The organism is Polynucleobacter sp. AP-Feld-500C-C5 (assembly GCF_018882265.1).
Lineage (GTDB): Bacteria > Pseudomonadota > Gammaproteobacteria > Burkholderiales > Burkholderiaceae > Polynucleobacter.
Genome location: NZ_JACVOW010000020.1, coordinates 233,136 through 251,340 on the forward strand (window position 1 = coordinate 233,136; position 18,205 = coordinate 251,340).

Consider the following 18,205-nt stretch of genomic DNA (forward strand, 5'->3'; position numbering starts at 1 on the left):
TACACTAATGAAAAGAAGATGGAGACAAGATGAAAAAAATACGGATTCTGAGCTGCTACATTGGTCTTATCCTTGGCTTTACCAGCACTCTAGTATTAGCTGATAACTACCCCTCAAAACCCATTAAGGCTATTGTTCCATTTGCACCCGGTAGTGCTACCGATCAAATTGGACGAGCATTCGCAGCCAAAATGGCCGAGTCTCTCGGTCAAGCTGTTGTCATCGAAAATCGCCCTGGCGCAAACGGCATGATTGGGGCAGACGTAGTGGCCAAATCTCCTGCCGATGGATATACCCTTTTATTTGGCACGAATAGCACTAATGCAGCGCTCAAAAGTTTGGTCAAAAATTTACCGTACAACCAAGACACTGCATTTACGCCAATTGGTTACTTTGGTTCAGTGCCACTCATCGTCGCAGTCAATAATGATCTTCCGGTGAAATCTCTCAATGGTTTTGTCTCCCTAGCAAAAGCGGATCCTGGAAAAATCACCTTTGCTTATGCCAGTACATCACAACGGGTTTCATCAGAAATGTTAGCCAATGCTACTGGCATCAAAATGACTGGCGTCTCTTATAAGGGTGGCCCCAATGCCATGACCGATTTAATTGGTGGTCAAGTCAATATGTTTACTGCTGACTTTGCAGTAACCTTGCCTCAAGTGCAAGCAGGAAAAATTCGTGGTCTAGCAGTGACCTCACTCAAGCGCTCGCCTGCTATTCCAGAGTTACCTACCGTGAACGAAGCATTAGGAATCAAGAACTATGAATTGATTGCTTTCTTTGCAGCCTTTGGTCCTGCCGGCATGCCCAAAGATGCGGTGATGAAGCTCAATAAGGCTATCAATGATGCTGCTAAATCTAAAGATTTAACTGAGCGATTTGCTTCGATAGGTTTCGAATCTCAACCTGGAACGCCTGAGGCACTCGGTCAAAAAATCAAGTTTGAAACTACCAAATGGGCGCAAGCTATTAAAGCAGCTGGCATGGAAGCAGAGTAATTTACTGCTGACTACGATGCGGTGAGTCTTGAAAACCGTTTGATCTATAAGTGAGGACTAAGGTATCGCGATAGCCATAGTCTGCCAGTGGCTGAATTGGCGTGGATTCATGGATCATGCGCTCATCATTCATGAGGAGTAATGACCAGGGTTGCGTCAAAGTAAAGCGTAAACCAGCAGAGCCTTTAGCATCGAATATCCTGGTCTCACCACCTTTGATACCAACCCGATCTAGTAAAAATACAGCGACAAAATCTACGCCATCACGGTGCGCCCCCTCTGGCGTTGGGCGACCAATTCCATCAGTGGTATCAATCCGAAATTGATGGGCTTCCACAAACCAAGTAGTGACGGGCTTTATGCTACTGAATACATTTGCCAAGCCAAGTAGTGCAGCCTGCCATGCTGAATCATCAAGGACATTTGCCTGAATAGGTTCAAACCAACGCTCAAGGCCGCCATGTAATGCGTTGTAGTCAAGCGACTGCCAATGCGCACGATGAGGCACTAAAGTCAGTGCATTATTTTTAATCTCGTAACTGGCGTGACGACGAAAACGATAACGACCGCCATCCTTGAGATAAGGGTCACGTGGTAAGCCTTCCCAATACTGAGTGAGATTCTGTAAATTAACTAAAGGGGCTTTACTAAGCTCTGCAACCGTTTCAGCAGATACTACTGCAAAGCCATCATTCTGCAGAGCCTGCGGGATGTCTTGAGCTGGAGTTAATGCAGGAGATAAATGGGCTGAAGTCATCGTTTCATTTTAGGGCAATCAGCCACCAGAGATTAATCCAGCTGCGCACCTGATGCCTTCACGATTTTTGCCCATTTAGCCAACTCCTCCTTGAGCAGGCTACTGAGCTTTGCTGGTGGTACGGGACTTAAATCTAAACCTTGCGCAATCAACTTCTCACGCACATCTGGCTTAGCCATCATCTTATCCATTGCCACCTGAATCTTCTTCACCGCGTCTGCTGGCGCACCAATCGGTACAAATAAAGCGACCCACACTTCGCCTACGCAATCAGGATAGGTTTCTGCAATGGTTGGAATTTCTGGGGCAGCACTAGAACGTTTAGCCGAACTAATTGCAATAGCTTGCAGCTTGCCCGCCTTGATGTAATTTAAGGCAGATGGCAGGCTAGCAAATGCCAGTGGTACCTGACCTCCCAAAACGTCATTAATTGCCGGTGCTACACCTTTATAAGGAATGTGCTGCATATCCACACCTGCGCTGGTATTGAGCATCGCGCCCAAGAGATGGCTGATAGTTCCATTGCCAGCAGATGCATATGAAAGTTCACCGGGTTTCTTCTTAGCAGCAGAAATCACATCAGCGAGTGTTTTGTAAGGAGAGCCAGGTGGTGACACTAAAACGTAAGGCGTAGCCCCAATATAGTAGAGAGGAACAAAATCATTGATTGGATCAAAGCCAGGATTTTTATAGAGGGCAGGATTAATCGCTTGTGCACTATTAATCGTGAGCAACAAGGTATAACCGTCTTTTGCTCCACGCGCCACACTTTGCGTACCAATATTACCGCCAGCACCAGGTCTATTTTCAACGACTACTGAAGAGCCAATAGCATCTCCAAAGGCCGGTGCAATTAAGCGAGCAACAATATCATTCGTGCCGCCAGCCGCCTGTGGCACAACCAATGAAATTGGCTTATTAGGGTAAGGCTGGGCAATCGCCAATGAAGATAGTAAGAGCCCGATGAGTAGGCCTGCTAAAGCAGTGTATTTTTTATACATATTGTCTCCGTTAAGCATATAGCTGTTTTAAGCGAGCTCTGACATCCCCAACATGTCCCTTGAGGTCATACAGCTCTTTTGAATCCATCATAGATACTTTGATGTTACCCACCCGCCTTTCAATTGCCTCAAGATCTTTCATATTTTTATCTTTGAGATCTGGGTTAAAGGCGTTTTTCTCAAGCTCTCGTAGCTCTGCGTAGACTTGCGCGAGCTTCAGTCGTAGTAAAAAGTTTTTAGCTGACGGAATATAAGTAAATAAGGGAATAAAAATCACCAGTAGCGGGATCACAATCTTGACGAAGCGCCCGACCCATACTGCTGTCCAAAATGGGAGATGGCGGTGCAAGAAAGATGGTCCATCTTTTAAGTAAATTTCAGCATCTACATGCAGTGGAAAGTCCATGCCAATACTAGAAGGAAACTCTCCTGGCTTTTGTAAACGTGAATAAGACTTCAAAATATCGTAAGAGGCACTGAGCAATAGGGAGATCATTGCGGGACTCACATTGTCATGCGCCACTAAAGTGGCTGTCGGCGCAATCACCTGAATCTCCTGGCGAGGGAGATCGTATTCAATACTAAGCAGACCGCGTGGAACACTGACTTTAGACAAATAAGTTAAGTTACGAGTGTATGCATCTGCCTGATCAAAGCTCATTAAACGAATGCCTGGGATTTTGTAGAACTTTTCTAAAATCGGGGCTTCGGCAGCGGCCACAATAAATGCTGCGTCTAGTTCCCCACTATTGAGTTTTGCCAAGGCCTCATCCGGCTTTAATTTTTGCGCAGAAAATTCATTTTCAGAAATGCCGCTAATTTTTAAGAGGGCTGTACTAAGCGCTAGTGTGCCACTACCCTCATTACCGATGGCAACACGCTTACCCTTTAACTGCCCCAAAACCTGCAGTCTTCCGCCATCATTTTTAAATCCTGGCTCCCGGTACCAAACCCAAACAGGTTCATAGAACATTCCTGCGACAGAAACTAAATTGGGATATTTACTAACATCTGCAACACCACCTTGAACCATCGCAAAGTTCACGCCAGACTTGGGGTCACTGAGTAAGGCTAAATTATCGATCGTTCCACCCGTAGTTTTGACTTCTAAATTCACACCGTCGGCTGCAAGCCCCTTCTTTAAGCGCTCACCAAACTGGTAATACAAGCCCGTTGGAAAACCGGTAGCCATTTCAATTGCTTTGGGTGGCGGAGGCACCAGAATCCACAAGACAGCAAAAATAGAAATCAGCAGTATGCAAAAACCAATAGCAATTGCTATGGGATTGTAAATTTTTTGTTTTAGAGAATTCATAAGGCCTCTATGGTGTATTGCTTGCGGCTAACTGCCACCCTATCAATTTATTGGCGAACTTGATCGACTAATAGCTTAACTTGATTGGATCCGACTTTAACGGTTTGAACTGCAGAGATCAAATCTCCTGCCTCAGCCCTAGCCATGCCCGTTTTAGAAATTCTCACTTCAATAGACACTTCGGATAGCTTTGAGATAGGCGCGCTTGGATTCATGGCCAAGGCATCAGTTAAAGCAAAACTCATCGGAAATTCAGTCACAGGCGCTTTCAGTACGGCAACTGGCATCCGTTCGCCCAATGGGCGTGCGATTACCAGCACTATATCGCCAGGATTCACTTTAGATTTAAGGCCAGCAACGATCTCAATCTTTCCACTAACGCCCTTACTACTAACAACCGCAGTATTGGCGCCCACTAAACCACCTTTAGAGCGTGCCTCGCTAATAGAACTCTCAATCGCCCGCGCCTCTTCAGAGCCTGGCGGCAATTGTTGAGCCAGCTTTTCCCAAGTTTGCACTGCCACCTTGTAATTGCCACTAGCAAAGGAGGCTGTTCCCGAAAGCCAAAGTGCCAATAAATTCTTGGGGTCGAGTTTTAAAGCTTGATTGATCAGTTGCAATGGCTTTCCTGAGAAGTTGCCGTTTGCATTGGCCACCAAGGTATCTGCATACTCTGCCAGAAGCTCTGGATCATTGTTGATAAAGCTGCCTGCGCGACCATATGCCTTTGCGGCATCCTCATTGCGCCCCAAGATTCGATAGGAACGCCCTAACATTGCCCAACCCTGTAGGTTATCTGGATCTTTTTCCATCTTGAGGGCAAAATCGGCAACCATTTTTTCAACGCCCACCTGGCTCATGGGTTTTTGATCGCCCTGTTGAGCAATACGAACAACATCGCCCAAGGAAAAATACAAGCCAGAAGATAGCAGCACAATAAAGGCGCAAACACCGATGACTACTTTTTTAGTAGAGCCCATGACTGCCTTGTCATCTTCTTCATTGGTATCTTGAAAAAGACGCTGACGCATTTCTGCATGGCTCATCTCGTACTCTTGCGCATTAATCGTTCCAGCAGCTTTCTCAGCCCCTAATTTATCAAGCTCTTCACGATAAATCGCAGCATTCATCTGGCGGCGAGAGGTACCCTCATTTTTTCCTGAGAAGATAAATGGTCGCAGCAATAAAAACAATACCAGCGCAAGCAATAAAAAGGCAGGGATGAAGAAACTAGCCATGAATTCCATCCCGATCATTTTTGCCAAGTGTATTTAATAAGGCATCGATTTTTTGATTGTCTGCTTCAGATAGCACCTTAGTCGCAGCCATCGCATTTCGACGGCGCAAGTAAGACATTAAGAAGGCGATGCCAATGGCTAAGATCACAAATGGTCCAATCCACAGCAGCCAAGTAATGGGCTTTACCGGTGGGCGATACAAAACAAAATCGCCATAGCGCTCAACCATAAAAGCACGAATTTGCTCATCGCTCTTACCCTCTTTAATGAGGGTGCGGATTTCTCTGCGAAGATCATTTGCCAAATCCGAACGGGAGCCAGCTAAAGATTCATTTTGACAAACCAGGCAACGCATTTCTTCAGAGATACTGATAAGACGTTGTTCTGTTACCGGATCATCAGCCAATGGTGCGGCATCATTTGCATAAGCGGCATGCAAATACAACACTGACGCGAGCACTAAAAAAATAGATTTCATGATTTTTTCAGCTCGGCCAATAAAGGGTAAATCTTTTGGTTCAAAATAAGCGGGGTTAGCGGACCAATATGCTTAAAGCGAATTACGCCCGCTTGATCAATCACGTAAGTTTCAGGAACACCATACACACCATAATCAATACCCACTCGGCCGTTGGCATCGAATGCAGAAAGCATATACGGATTACCCTGTCTTTCTAACATCACTAGAGCGTCTTCACGTTTATCTTTGTAATCAAGACCAATCAAGGGTGCCTGTCCAGACTTTGCTAGTTCCACCAAGACAGGATGTTCTTCTCTACAGGCTACACACCAAGAAGCCCAAACATTCAAGATCCAAACTTGACCCTTCATGCTTGCTGGTGAAAATGTTTTATTCGCTTGCGCTAACTGAGCAATTTCAAAAGCGGGCGCAGGCTTATTAATCAAAGGGGAAGGAACTTCATGCGGATCACGATTAAGACCAATAGCCAAAAAGATCACGAGCACCACAAACAGCAATAAAGGTATTAAAAATTTAGCCTTCATGGTGTCGCTCTTCTTAAGCTCATTCGATAGCGCTTATCGGAGATGGCGAGAATGCCGCCTAAGGCCATAAACAAACAACCACCCCAGATCCAATCTACGAAGGGCTTGTAATAGACCCGCACAGCCCAAGCTTGATCGTCTATCGCCTCACCCAAGGAAACATAAATATCTCTGGTTAAACCCACATCAATAGCAGCCTCAGTCATCGGCATCGTAGAGGAAAAATAGCTCCGCTTTTCTGGATAGAGGGTTGCTTCAGTGCTACCGTTCTTAGTTAATAAGAATGTGCCACGCATGGCTTGATAATTCGGGCCGGGCACCTTATTAACACCAACGAGCTGAATCTGATAACCGCCCACACTGACAGTATCACCAGCCAGCATGCGTACATCTTTTTCTTCCTGATAGGCACCAACCATCGTGACCCCAATAACAAAGATCGCGATACCCAAGTGAGCAACTTGCATTCCAATAAATGAACGGGTTGGTTTACCCAGCTTTGCTTGTCGAGCGATTTGCATGCACCCAGAAGCAATCACCCAAAAAGCCAACAAGAAACCAAGCCCAGCGAGCCAAGTAAATTCACCCATCATCAAAGGAATACCTAAACCAGCTAGAACTGCAACCAAGCCAGCGAGCCATAAACGCTTGATCACTGTCAGAAGATCAGTATTTTTCCAATGGGTCCACGGGCCAATACCCATGAGCACTAATAGTGGAATCATGATCGGCACAAATACGCTATTGAAATAAGGAGGGCCTACTGAAATCTTTCCTAAGTGGAGAGCATCAATTAATAAAGGATAGAGAGTGCCCAACAATACTGATCCTGCTGAAACCACCAAGAACACATTGCCTAATAAAATAAAGGTTTCTCGAGAACTCAAACTAAATTTGCCGCCCAAGGTATTTTTAGGAGCGCGCCACGCATACAAAGCCAATGAAGAGCCGACGACAAGTGATAAGAAAATCAAAATAAAGATACCGCGCCTTGGATCAGTCGCAAATGCGTGAACTGAAGTCAATACGCCTGAGCGCACCAAGAATGTCCCCAACAAGGAGAGTGAGAAAGCAGTAATCGCAAGCAGTACTGTCCAACTCTTAAAGCCACCGCGCTTTTCAGTTACCGCCAAAGAATGCAATAAAGCAGTGCCAACCAGCCATGGAATAAATGAAGCATTTTCCACAGGATCCCAGAACCACCAACCGCCCCAACCTAATTCGTAATAAGCCCACCAGGAACCCAATGCAATACCAAGCGTCAGAAATACCCATGCAGCAGTTGTCCAAGGGCGTGACCACCGTGCCCATGCGGCATCTAATCTACCGGACAGCAAAGAGGCTATGGCAAAGGCAAACGCTACCGAGAAACCAACATAACCCATATACAACATCGGTGGATGAAACACCAAGCCCGGATCTTGTAATAAAGGATTGAGCGAGCGACCGTCTTGAGCTGCAGGCAATAAGCGCTCAAATGGATTAGAGGTAGTTAATACGAACAATAACAATCCACTGGTTACTAAACCCAATACGCCAATCACTCTAGCAACCATGAACTCGTCTAAGGCTTTAGAGAGTTGAGCTACTAAAATAGTCCAGGTACTCAATAAGAAGATCCAGAGCAATAAAGAGCCTTCATGACCACCCCATACAGCACCCAAGCGATAGATGACCGGCATTTGCGAATTGGAATGCTCAGCAACATACAGTACTGAAAAGTCATTCGCATAAAAGCTCCATGCCAAAATGACGAAGGCAGTTGCCAAGAGCATGAAGACTGTCTGGGCAGCAGGTCTAGCGAGAACTAAGAGTTCTCGGCGACCATAATGAGCGCCTACTAGCGGTAAGACCCCTTGAATGAGGGCGATACACAAAGCCAAAATGAGCGCGTAATGCCCAAACTCAGGAATCATTTATTGCTTCCATTTTTTTGCGCTTGCTCTAGGGCATGCTTTGCTTCGGGAGGCATATAGTTTTCATCATGCTTTGCTAGCACTTCACTAGCAACAAATTCACCATTGGGATTAAGACGACCTTGGATAACTGCGCCCTTACCCTCTTTAAATAAATCTGGCAGGATTCCGGTATAGGACACGGGAATATCTTTCACAAGATCAGTAATCACAAAGTGAACTGTCAAGCCATCGCGCTTTACAGAGCCATCCTTAACCATGCCACCAATGCGAAAGGCTTGGCCTTGTGGCGCCTTACCAGCAGCCACTTCGCTTGGGGTGACATAAAGTGCAATATTGCTATTGAGCGCATTCAAAATCAACATTGCAGCGCTGCCAATAACCACTAAGGCAGCAACAATCATGAGTGCACGTTTATATCTAGGCTTCACTGACTACTTTCTTGATCAAACTGTTCTGCTAAACGCTCTTGCTGAAGTCTGCGAATAATTGCTTTTTTGCAGACCCGAATACTCATAGGCTCCCACAATAAAACCGCTGCACAAACACCAAAACTACTCCATACATAGAGTGCGTAGCCACCCATTGCAAAAAACTCTGCTGGACTATTCCACATTAGCTTTTCACCTCTTCTAATTGTCTCACCCAATCCGTATGGGCTTCACGCTCCAGAATAATGGTGCGGACGCGCATCAAGCCTACTGCAATGGAGTACATCCAGAAGCACAGAGTCATTAATAACATTCCTAGCAACATGGTCTGTGCCATGGCTGGGGCCTTAGTCAAAGACACTGAGGCGCCTTGATGGAGGGTATTCCACCACTTCACTGAAAAATAAATAATGGGCACATTGACCACACCGACCAAAGCCAAAATCGCGCCCGCTTTATCTGCTCTGCGCGGATTATCGATTGAAGCCTGTAAGGCAATGAAACCTAAATAGAGGAATAACAAAATCAGCTCTGAAGTGAGGCGTGCATCCCATACCCACCAAGCACCCCACATGGGCTTACCCCAGAATGCACCTGTCCACAAGGATAGAAAAGCCATCCAAGCACCAATGGGTGCTAGCGCTTGTGCCATCATGGCTGATAGGCGAGTATTAAAAATCAGCCCTAAACCTGCCCATGCTGCCATCACTACGTAGATGAACATCGACATCCAAGAAACTGGCACATGAACAAAGATAATTCGATAGCCCTGGCCTTGAACAGCATCCACTGGTGCCACAAAGAAACTGACCCAAAGACCGGCTACCCCAAAGATAGCAGTCAATACCCAAAAGAGTGGAATCAGCTTTCCCGCTAACGGATAAAAGGTACTGGGGCTTGATAACTTAAACCAGTTCATCAGGCGGTTATTAGAAAAATTATTTGTATCAGTCATTCAATCGCAATCTTTACAGCGGTAGCACTAACCCAAGGGACAAATGCTAAAGCCAAAATCAATAAAGCGCCCAACAAGGAAAAATGTCCAGAAGTCCCTAGTCCCACACTACTGGCATATACTGCCCCAGCGCCAAAAATCAGCACGGGAATATAGAGGGGCAGGATCAACAAACTCATCAATACGCTCCCACCCCGGACACCCAGAGTTAAGGCTGCGCCAATAGAGCCCAATAGCGAGAGTACCGGGGTGCCCAGTAACAAAGTTCCCATTAATACATAAAGGGAGCTTGGATCAAGATCAAACTGAATCCCAATCACTGGCGCCAAAATGACCAATGGCAAGCCACAAACAAGCCAGTGCGCAATGATTTTCCCAGCAATCAATAAAACCATCGGCTGCGGTGAGAGAACGATTTGCTCTAAAGCCCCATCAGCGTAATCGGCCGCAAACATCCGATGCAAGCCCAGTAAGGTGGCCAACAAAGCAGCAACCCAGATTACGCCTGGAGCGATTTTGCGAAGGAGTGCGGCATCCGCACCAATGCCCAAAGGAAACAAACTTGTCACCACGACAAAGAAAAATAATGCCGTCAGCACCTCACTCTTGCGACGCATTACCAAGAGCAAATCTCGTTGAATCATGGCAAATAAGGCGCTCATAAGTCCAGCACCTTCACATGAGGGAGGTTTATAGCCTGGTGGCTCGTCAGCACTAGCAAACCACCAGTAGCAAGATGCTCAGCAATCAAGTTTTCTAGTTCAGCAACTGCATTGCTATCTAAGGCATTAAATGGCTCATCCAAAATCCATAGACGCGCTTGACGCGTCAACATCCGCGCCATGACGACTCTGCGCTTTTGTCCTGCTGATAAATAATGCACTGGTAAATTTTCACGGCCACGCAAACCAAAACGCCACAAAGCAGCCAATGCCTGATCAAGAGAAAGCTTGACATCATCGAGTGCCGCATACATTTGCAAATTTTCAAGAGCGCTTAACTCTTCTTTGAGCGCATCACGATGACCTAAAAATAATAATTCGCGATGATAGTGAGCTGGCTCAGAAAAGATGGATTGTGTATTCCACAACACTTCACCAGACTCAGGCTTAGATAAGCCAGTCAAGAGACGCAATAGACTCGTTTTACCAACCCCGTTTTCACCACGAACATGCAGGCAGTCACCAGCAACAAGCCGAAAACTCAGACCAGAAAATAAGCTTCTGTCGCCACGCACACAGGCCAAAGCGCGTGCTTCAAGCGCTTGACTAGATTGACTGGAAGTTGGGGAAAGATGGGCTGTCATGAGTGTTTTGGCATGAATCAAACCGCCAAGCGCATTGTCCAAGAGCCCCTACAGGCTGTCAAACGTATAGAAAGGGGTTTTTGAGAATAATCTCTTTTAATTCAATTGCTTACGAGATTATAAGCGGAGTTTAACGGCAAGTCTCTAAATGCCTAAAACGCTATTCTGGCTTGATACCTGCGCTTTTAATAATTTTCCCCCAGCGGGCTGACTCTTTCTTTTGGAAGGCCCCAAATGCTTCAGGTGTCATAGCGTAATACTTGGCACCCTCAGACTCCAACTTTTTTTGCACCGCTGGCTGCTGCATAATTTTGCTCACATCATCATGCAGTTTTTTGACGATAGCGGGTGGCGTTCCTACTGGCGCAAATAGACCAATCCAATTTTTAACATCAAAACCGGGAAGGGTTTCGCTAATGCTCGGTAAATCGGGCATTGATGGATCTCTAGTGGCACCAGTCACTGCCAAGCCCCGCAACTTATCACTCTTCACATATGGAAGAATGGTGGGCATGGTTGCAAACATGACTTGAGTTTGCCCACCGATTAAATCGGTAATCGCCAAGGCATTTCCTTTGTACGGAATATGCGTCATGTCTACCTTAGCAGTCATTACAAAAAGCTCTCCTGCTAAATGACTAGCAGTTCCAATACCCCCTGAACCATAAGATACTTTTCCTGGGTTCGCTTTTAAATAGGCAATCAGCTCACTCACATTTTTCACCGGAAGACTTGGGTTAACAGCCAACAAACCTTCAGCATCGAGAACAAAAACTACTGGAACAAAATCTTTCAGCGGGTCGTACGGCATATTTTTTACGAGGTAAGGATTAACTGCATGCGTACCGATACTTCCCATAATTAAGGTGTAGCCGTCAGCTGGAGACTTGGCAACAAAGTCAGCGCCAATATTGCCACCGCCACCCGTCTTGTTCTCAACAATTACTGGTTGACCATAAGACTCGCTTAATGCTTGCGCGATGATGCGTGAGAAACCATCAGCGATTCCACCAGTAGCAAACGGTGAAATAATTTTAATTTGACGATTGGGGTAATTTGCTCCTTGCGCACAAGCAAGTTGAGCGCTCAAAAACGTTAATCCCAGAACACAGGCTAGTGCAATTTTTTTCACGTTCAATTTCTTAAGAAGATTGATTCAGGGGTGCGGGTGCCAAACCCTGTACTTGATATTTCTGAATCAAATTAGCGACCAAACCCGTACTAATAAATTCCTCTACACAGGCAGTTAAAAATTGAACTGCCTCATGATTGGCATTCTGGGTTGCAATCGCTTGTTGGATTCCAGTAAATTGGCCATCGAGAACCCGTAATCCAGGAATTTTCTGAGCGGCAGTTATGAGACCTGTTTTCAAGCCTGCTAATGCATCGAGCTTTTCATTCACAAATAAATCATTGCTTGCTTGAATGCTGTCAGCATGAACCAAGGTGGCATGTTGCAGATTACGCTGCAGCCAAAGATCGTAGGCGCTCTTAAAAAAAGAGGCGATGCGGATCCCTGGCCGGTCTACTTGTGACACATTGTGAATAGGCGAATTGTCCAATACCAGATAGGTTGCCTCCAACTCAACGTAGGCAGGCGTGAAGGTCACTTTTTTAGCGCGCGCAGGATCTGAGCCCAACAATACAATTCCACACTTTCCACTGGCAGCAGATTCAACCACCTCATCCTGAGTTTCAAGACCAACGAGTTTGAGCTCAACATCTAAGCGTTTGGCAATCTCACGACAGATATCTGGGGCGATGCCAGTAGGCTCACCCGAATGTGAGCGCCCAGTCACTAGCAAAAAGTTTCCAAGATAGACTGCGGCCGAGAGAACGCCGTGAGGAGCAAGTTGACTCCTCACTTCAGGCGAGATGAAATTCAAGAAAATCCTATCTGCTATGAATGCGATTTAAAACTGGACTGTTTCACCTTCTGTCATCGGAACAATCTTGATATTGCTTCCCTTCATCGCCGCCTGGAATTCAGCAAGCGTTCCTTTTGTCATCGGATTGGAGTTGTAGTGCATTGGAATCACCATCTTAGGTTTGATCCAAGTTTTTAATGCATAAGCCGCATCGTCCGGTGCCATAGTGAAGTTACCACCAATCGGAATCAACACTAAATCTGGTTTGTAGTGTTCGCTGATGAACTTCATATCGCTAAATAAACCGGTATCGCCCATATGCCAAATCTTGAAACCATTTTCAAGTTCAATGATGTAGCCCATTGCTTCGCCTGCGGGATGTGATTCCATCTTTTCAGTAGCCGGATTTTTCCAGACCAACAAAGAGGAGTGCTCAGCCTGAACTGCAGTTACCTTTACACCTGGCAATGGAGTTACACGACCAGTTTTATTAAAACGCCAGCCGAGATCAGCAGGCAAGATCCCTAATGTAATTAATGGTGTCACCATATCAGCAGGTCCGTACAACTTAGTGTTATTTGCTTTAGCTACTGCGGGTGCATCACCAATATGGTCTACGTGCGCATGAGTTACCAATACCAAATCAATTGGGCCAATTGCAGCTAAATCATTTTTGTACTGTGGGGGAGTTTTTGGTCCGCCAGTAATCCACGGGTCAATCAAAATCATCTTGCCTTGAGGAGACTTAATCCGAAAACCGGCCTGACCGAACCATAAAAGCTCTGTCTTGCCTTGTGCGCCTGCGCTTGTAGCAGTTTGAGCCAAAGCAAGGCTACTGCCAACCAAAAATATTGGCAGTAATAAAGCATTTGCAATCGTTTTCTTAAATGAAGCGCTTCCCATGGTTTTGTCTCCTAAGATCTTTTATGTGAATAAGAAAACTATATCCGAAATTGGGTATCAGGGCTGAGCAAGTCTCTTATACGGCACTGCACCAATTCTTAGGGCCAAATACTTTGTATTTTTGTGACAAGCGTGCTTTGATACAAATGAAAAGCCCCGTAAGAACGGGGCTTGTGCTAATCAACTTCTACTTCCACTTAAGGAATCATCACAATGGCGCCAGATACTTTTCTGCCTTCAGCGGCACGATGTGCATCAGCCGCCTGCTCTAGTGGGAACTTCGCACCGATCTGCACTTTGACATAACCCTTAGCAATGGCATCGAATACCGCTTTAGCGTTCTCTTGCAACAACGCATGAGTCGCGTTATGAGGAAACACTGATGGTCTTGTTAAGAATAGGCAACCTTTTTTATTAAGAATCTCTGGCTGAATTTCAGGGGCAGGACCGGAAGCGGCACCAAAGAGTGCAAGCGTACCAAAAGGGGCTACGCAATCTAAAGAGCCTAAGAAGGTATCTTTAGCCACAGAGTCATAAACCACATTGGCTTTTTTGCCACCGGTCGCCTTCAATACTTCCTCCACCCAATTGGCATTGGAGTAATCGACAACAGCATCACATCCCGCTGCCTTAGCTGCAGCAACTTTTGCTTGAGAACCAACTGTGCCGACCACAAAAGCACCCAAACCTTTTGCCCAGCCAGCCAAAATTTGGCCAACACCACCAGCAGCAGCATGTACCAATACGATGTCACCGGCTTTCACTTTGTAAGTCTTTTGCACAAGGTATTGAGCAGTCATAGCTTTAAAGAAGACTGCAGCAGCAACTTCATCTGAAACATTGTCGGGCACTGGGACTAATTTATCAGCAGCGACATTGCGTGCACTAGCGTATGCACCAATACCTGCATTCATATACATGATACGGTCGCCTACTTTTAAACCAGTGGCACCCTCACCCAAAGACTCAACCACACCAACAGCCTCATGACCAAGACCCGTAGGTAATTCAAGCGGGTAAAAACCAGAGCGCTGATAAATGTCGATGAAATTAAATCCAATCGCTGTCTGACGAATCTGCACTTCGCCCTTTGCTGGTGGAGGTAATTCTTTATCAATCACTTGAATGACGTCTGCGCCACCCAGTTTATCCAGACTCACTACTCTTGCTTTTGTCACATGTCACCTATTTGTATTTGTTATGAGAAAAAATATCATACAACAAGGGCGTTTTCTTCTATCACTGCCCAAGTACTGTCTCCCAACTTCTTCACTGCCATGGCATATGTCCAACCATCCGGAATGCCACAGCTCCACTCTTTAGGTCCATTCTGTATCAAAACGTTCGTTGAATTTCTGCTGTCGTAATACAGGTGGTAAATTTTTCCATGAATGGGATTGAAGCTAAATTTTGCACTGTGCACCATCTCTGTTGCATCGAGCCTTGCCTGCAAGGCCCTCGCCTGCTTCATCAACACCTCAGCCTGCTCCATGATGCGCTCGTACTCTTGCTTGGCATTTTGACGTGCCACATTTACTGCTTTATCTTTTTCTTCGACTACTTTGATAGGGGCGAAAACAGGGGCGCCAACCTCCATTGGGTATTCGATACCCGCGTGTCTTGCTGGGTCGGTGTCTTCGATTCTCATTGCTTGCCCGTGAAATCTGGTTTTACTGCAAAATTGGTTTTAGTCAGCGATATTGACCGAGAAAGTGTGACACAAAAAGGGAAATTTTGCCGAGAGGTAAAGCAAGCTATTGAATACAGCAGCTACAAACACTAATAAGGAAAGAATTAATGAGTAATGATGTCGCCCTTAACGTTTTAGGGCAGCCCTTGGTTCCCTGTTCTTTTGATCCTCTAACCGGATTCTTGAGGGATGGATGTTGCAAAACCAACTTGGAGGATGTGGGTAGTCATCTAGTCTGCGCAATTGTGAATGATGACTTTTTGCAATTTAGCCTCAGCCGTGGCAACGATCTCATTACACCCATGCCTGCATATCGCTTTCCTGGTCTTGTTGCAGGAGACCAATGGTGTCTATGCATCAACCGCTGGCTCGAAGCAGTAGAGGCTCATTGTGCACCTTTAATTAAATTAGAGAGCACCAACATCAAAGCCTTAGAAAAAGTATCCCTAGATTTTCTAGAGCAATATTCCAGCGATATTTAGAGACTTCCTAGAAAGCGTCTTTGAAAGCTTATTACTCAGACCATTTTGTATTACCACTGCCATCGGGACATCGCTTTCCAATGGAGAAGTATTCCCGCTTGCGGGATTTAGTCGGCTCGCTTGCTAAGCTGGAGTTACTTGAAGCACCTGCCGCAAGCGATACACAACTTCTCTATGCACATGACCCGAGCTATCTTCTGAAAGTCATCGAGGGCAAACTGAGTCCTGAAGAGCAAAGAGAGATTGGCTTTCCTTGGAGCGAAAAAATGGTGGAACGCTCACGACGTTCCGCAGGGGCCACTATCGCTGCAGCAAAGACTGCTATAGGTGAGGGCATGTCTGGGAATCTTGCTGGAGGCACACACCACGCCTACCGTAATCTTGGCAGCGGGTTTTGCGTATTTAATGACTCCGCAGTTGCCGCTCGCACACTCCAAAAAGAAATCAGCCCGCACCTCAAGATCGCCATTATTGATTTAGATGTTCATCAGGGTAATGGCACCGCATCTATTCTTCAGCACGATGCCTCTATCTTTACTCTCTCGATACATGGAGAAAATAATTTTCCCTTCAAAAAGGAAAGTAGCGATCTTGATCTGGGTCTTGCTGATGGATGCGATGATCAAATCTATCTTCAATCCCTCAATCAATGCCTCGACAAATTAGACTCTCGCTTTAAAGCAGACTTTGTTATTTACCTTGCAGGAGCTGATCCTCATGAAGGAGATCGCTTGGGCAGACTCAAGCTCAGCAAAATAGGTATGCGTCTCAGAGATGAAACGATCTTTCAATACGCCCTAGATAAACAAATACCCCTGGCATTCTCGATGGCTGGTGGTTATGGTAAGGAAATCGAATCTACCGTCGAGATTCATTTTCAAACCATCCAAACCGCACTTCACTTCCAACAGCAATATTAGCGTCAGGGCTGTTTTGAACACCCCTTCTAAGACTTCTTCTTGGAAGCACCTTGAGCAGTCGTCAAACTAGTCATACTCTCGACGCTTTTTTCAAAATGACTAAATGAATCTGCCATAGCAGCACGGACTAATTCGAAGTTTTGCAGAGCGTTATTAAACGAGGTTTTAAATACCGAAACATACGCTTCACTACCAGCGGGTGCATTGTTAGTAGCATCATTCACAAAATGAATGAGGTCCGTCTTGGAATCCTGAATCATCACTTCCGCGATATCTGCCATTTCTTTATTACCACTTCTCAATACATCCAGTAGCTGTTGGTGATAATGAGCCACCTCTTTAGCAGCATCTTGCAACACTTCAGCATGAACAAAGTCAAAAGCTGTTTTAGGATCCTGAGCTTTCATTAACTCAGCAACCCGTTTCTGAATAAGCCCTGCAAACTCTTCAGTAGCCTTTTGATTGATTTGTGCAATCGCTTGCGCACTCTCCATGGCTACGCGACCGACAACCCTACTTGCATCAATAGCCTTTTGTGGACTTTTGCTCATAACAACCCCTTTCAGTGAGAGAGACGCGATGGATATTGACACCAATCTACTCTCGTTTTGGGGTCTTGCTATAGAGAAATACCAGTAGATCCCAGCATAGGCTTTAGTGCTTATTTTGCTGCGGGGACCTTACTCGTCAGGCTCTTGAGCGTAGCGGCGTCATTCAACTGCTGATCCACTAGATATAAGGTGCCGCCATAGTTAGCCTGCAAGTCATAGCCGGAGAGACCAACTGTATAAAAGGTGATATCTGGGTTGAAAGAGCGAATCGTTCCACCAGAGCCTGCTGAAAAATTAGCATCCACATCGATACCGCCTTTTTGCCCGTCAATCGATGTTAATAAAAATTGGTCAATTGCTGCAGTCGTTTTAAAAACCACAATTTGATATTGATCTTGATAGCCTGCACCCAATCCTTCACCTGTTTTTAAAGCCTGCATAAATACTGGCTCTTTGCGACGTTTGTCATATAAGACGCCCTCACCCCGCGCCACTACGATCAAGACAACATTCACATTGGTCGTGCTAAAGACGGCATAGCCCGGTGCCTTTTCAATATCTTCTTTTACTTTAGGGTTTTGTTTGATCAAAGCATCCAGACCCGTTTTAGCCATCTGGAGAGTTGCCTGTCGTTTCTGAAGAATTTCAGCTTGAGTCAGCGGCTTGCCATCCTTACCGGTCGATTGGCAGCCTGTTAGCAGCAATAAGCCACAGGCAATTACTGAAATAAACCGGATGAAAGCCGTAAGTTGAATTGGCATGTCGAGAAAGATCTTTCAAAAGACGTTGAAATAGGCATTTAGGCGCTCAGGATGCCATTATCTGCGGATTGCATTATGACGATGTTTTATTATCAATAAAATCGA

General features: G+C 45.7%; 22 protein-coding genes. 3 read left to right on the plus strand and 19 right to left on the minus strand.

What is annotated here, in order from left to right; all coding sequences use genetic code 11:
• The first annotated feature begins 29 nt into the window (after positions 1–29).
• On the plus strand, positions 30–1,001 hold the full coding sequence (locus ICN21_RS04705) for a tripartite tricarboxylate transporter substrate binding protein (protein ID WP_216177023.1): 972 nt from the start codon (positions 30–32) through the stop codon (positions 999–1,001).
• A 1-nt stretch (position 1,002) separates the two neighbouring features.
• On the opposite strand, the gene ICN21_RS04710 is transcribed toward ICN21_RS04705, so the two are convergent.
• The 17 genes from ICN21_RS04710 to ICN21_RS04790 form a co-directional block, all read right to left on the minus strand.
• Positions 1,003–1,758 (minus strand): 2OG-Fe dioxygenase family protein, encoded by a 756-nt coding sequence (locus ICN21_RS04710; RefSeq protein WP_216177025.1) that lies wholly within the window; start codon positions 1,756–1,758, stop codon positions 1,003–1,005.
• A 32-nt stretch (positions 1,759–1,790) separates the two neighbouring features.
• The gene (locus tag ICN21_RS04715) at positions 1,791–2,759 is read right to left on the minus strand and encodes a tripartite tricarboxylate transporter substrate binding protein (protein WP_216177027.1); all 969 of its coding nucleotides are present in this window, start codon (positions 2,757–2,759) and stop codon (positions 1,791–1,793) included.
• Positions 2,760–2,769: 10 nt separating this feature from the next.
• Positions 2,770–4,074, minus strand: a complete 1,305-nt coding sequence (locus tag ICN21_RS04720) for a TAXI family TRAP transporter solute-binding subunit (protein ID WP_216177029.1) — start codon at positions 4,072–4,074, stop codon at positions 2,770–2,772.
• Positions 4,075–4,121: 47 nt separating this feature from the next.
• Positions 4,122–5,312 carry a c-type cytochrome biogenesis protein CcmI gene (gene ccmI, locus ICN21_RS04725; protein ID WP_216177031.1) on the minus strand — a complete coding sequence of 397 codons (1,191 nt, stop codon included), beginning with the start codon at positions 5,310–5,312 and terminating at the stop codon, positions 4,122–4,124.
• Positions 5,305–5,790 (minus strand): cytochrome c-type biogenesis protein, encoded by a 486-nt coding sequence (locus ICN21_RS04730; protein WP_216177033.1) that lies wholly within the window; start codon positions 5,788–5,790, stop codon positions 5,305–5,307. Before ICN21_RS04730 ends, ccmI begins: the two co-directional genes overlap by 8 nt.
• On the minus strand, positions 5,787–6,317 hold the full coding sequence (locus ICN21_RS04735; protein WP_216177035.1) for a DsbE family thiol:disulfide interchange protein: 531 nt from the start codon (positions 6,315–6,317) through the stop codon (positions 5,787–5,789). The genes ICN21_RS04730 and ICN21_RS04735 overlap by 4 nt, the downstream gene beginning before the upstream one ends.
• Positions 6,314–8,233, minus strand: coding sequence for a heme lyase CcmF/NrfE family subunit (locus ICN21_RS04740; RefSeq protein ID WP_216177037.1), 1,920 nt, complete (start codon positions 8,231–8,233; stop codon positions 6,314–6,316). Before ICN21_RS04740 ends, ICN21_RS04735 begins: the two co-directional genes overlap by 4 nt.
• Positions 8,230–8,664: a cytochrome c maturation protein CcmE gene (ccmE, locus tag ICN21_RS04745; protein ID WP_216177039.1), complete on the minus strand. Its 435-nt coding sequence runs from the start codon at positions 8,662–8,664 to the stop codon at positions 8,230–8,232. The genes ICN21_RS04740 and ccmE overlap by 4 nt, the downstream gene beginning before the upstream one ends.
• The gene (gene ccmD, locus ICN21_RS04750) at positions 8,661–8,849 is read right to left on the minus strand and encodes a heme exporter protein CcmD (RefSeq protein ID WP_215295554.1); all 189 of its coding nucleotides are present in this window, start codon (positions 8,847–8,849) and stop codon (positions 8,661–8,663) included. The genes ccmE and ccmD overlap by 4 nt, the downstream gene beginning before the upstream one ends.
• A complete protein-coding gene (gene ccmC, locus ICN21_RS04755; RefSeq protein WP_215295555.1) occupies positions 8,849–9,619 on the minus strand; it encodes a heme ABC transporter permease CcmC in 771 nt (256 codons plus the stop codon). The genes ccmD and ccmC overlap by 1 nt, the downstream gene beginning before the upstream one ends.
• On the minus strand, positions 9,616–10,281 hold the full coding sequence (ccmB, locus tag ICN21_RS04760) for a heme exporter protein CcmB (RefSeq protein WP_216177041.1): 666 nt from the start codon (positions 10,279–10,281) through the stop codon (positions 9,616–9,618). The genes ccmC and ccmB overlap by 4 nt, the downstream gene beginning before the upstream one ends.
• A complete protein-coding gene (gene ccmA / locus ICN21_RS04765; RefSeq protein WP_255534205.1) occupies positions 10,278–10,967 on the minus strand; it encodes a cytochrome c biogenesis heme-transporting ATPase CcmA in 690 nt (229 codons plus the stop codon). Before ccmA ends, ccmB begins: the two co-directional genes overlap by 4 nt.
• Positions 10,968–11,085: 118 nt before the next feature.
• Positions 11,086–12,057 (minus strand): Bug family tripartite tricarboxylate transporter substrate binding protein, encoded by a 972-nt coding sequence (locus ICN21_RS04770; RefSeq protein ID WP_370624048.1) that lies wholly within the window; start codon positions 12,055–12,057, stop codon positions 11,086–11,088.
• A 10-nt stretch (positions 12,058–12,067) separates the two neighbouring features.
• Positions 12,068–12,811 carry a transporter substrate-binding domain-containing protein gene (locus ICN21_RS04775; protein WP_216177043.1) on the minus strand — a complete coding sequence of 248 codons (744 nt, stop codon included), beginning with the start codon at positions 12,809–12,811 and terminating at the stop codon, positions 12,068–12,070.
• Between the two features lie 27 nt (positions 12,812–12,838).
• Positions 12,839–13,696, minus strand: a complete 858-nt coding sequence (locus tag ICN21_RS04780) for a metal-dependent hydrolase (protein WP_216177045.1) — start codon at positions 13,694–13,696, stop codon at positions 12,839–12,841.
• A 197-nt stretch (positions 13,697–13,893) separates the two neighbouring features.
• Positions 13,894–14,874 carry a zinc-binding dehydrogenase gene (locus ICN21_RS04785; protein WP_216177047.1) on the minus strand — a complete coding sequence of 327 codons (981 nt, stop codon included), beginning with the start codon at positions 14,872–14,874 and terminating at the stop codon, positions 13,894–13,896.
• Between the two features lie 35 nt (positions 14,875–14,909).
• Positions 14,910–15,344, minus strand: a complete 435-nt coding sequence (locus tag ICN21_RS04790) for a DUF2452 domain-containing protein (RefSeq protein WP_215318649.1) — start codon at positions 15,342–15,344, stop codon at positions 14,910–14,912.
• A 149-nt stretch (positions 15,345–15,493) separates the two neighbouring features.
• Between ICN21_RS04790 and ICN21_RS04795 the strand changes: the two genes are divergently transcribed.
• Positions 15,494–15,868 (plus strand): DUF2237 family protein, encoded by a 375-nt coding sequence (locus ICN21_RS04795; protein WP_216177049.1) that lies wholly within the window; start codon positions 15,494–15,496, stop codon positions 15,866–15,868.
• Between the two features lie 20 nt (positions 15,869–15,888).
• Complete coding sequence (locus ICN21_RS04800; protein WP_216177051.1) at positions 15,889–16,788, plus strand: histone deacetylase; 900 nt, start codon at positions 15,889–15,891, stop codon at positions 16,786–16,788.
• Between the two features lie 26 nt (positions 16,789–16,814).
• Here the strand turns inward: ICN21_RS04800 and ICN21_RS04805 are convergent, their stop codons facing one another.
• Entirely contained in the window at positions 16,815–17,339 is a 525-nt protein-coding gene (locus ICN21_RS04805) for a phasin family protein (RefSeq protein WP_216177052.1), read from the minus strand.
• A gap of 110 nt (positions 17,340–17,449) precedes the next feature.
• Entirely contained in the window at positions 17,450–18,100 is a 651-nt protein-coding gene (locus ICN21_RS04810) for a hypothetical protein (RefSeq protein WP_216177055.1), read from the minus strand.
• Positions 18,101–18,205 lie beyond the last annotated feature (105 nt).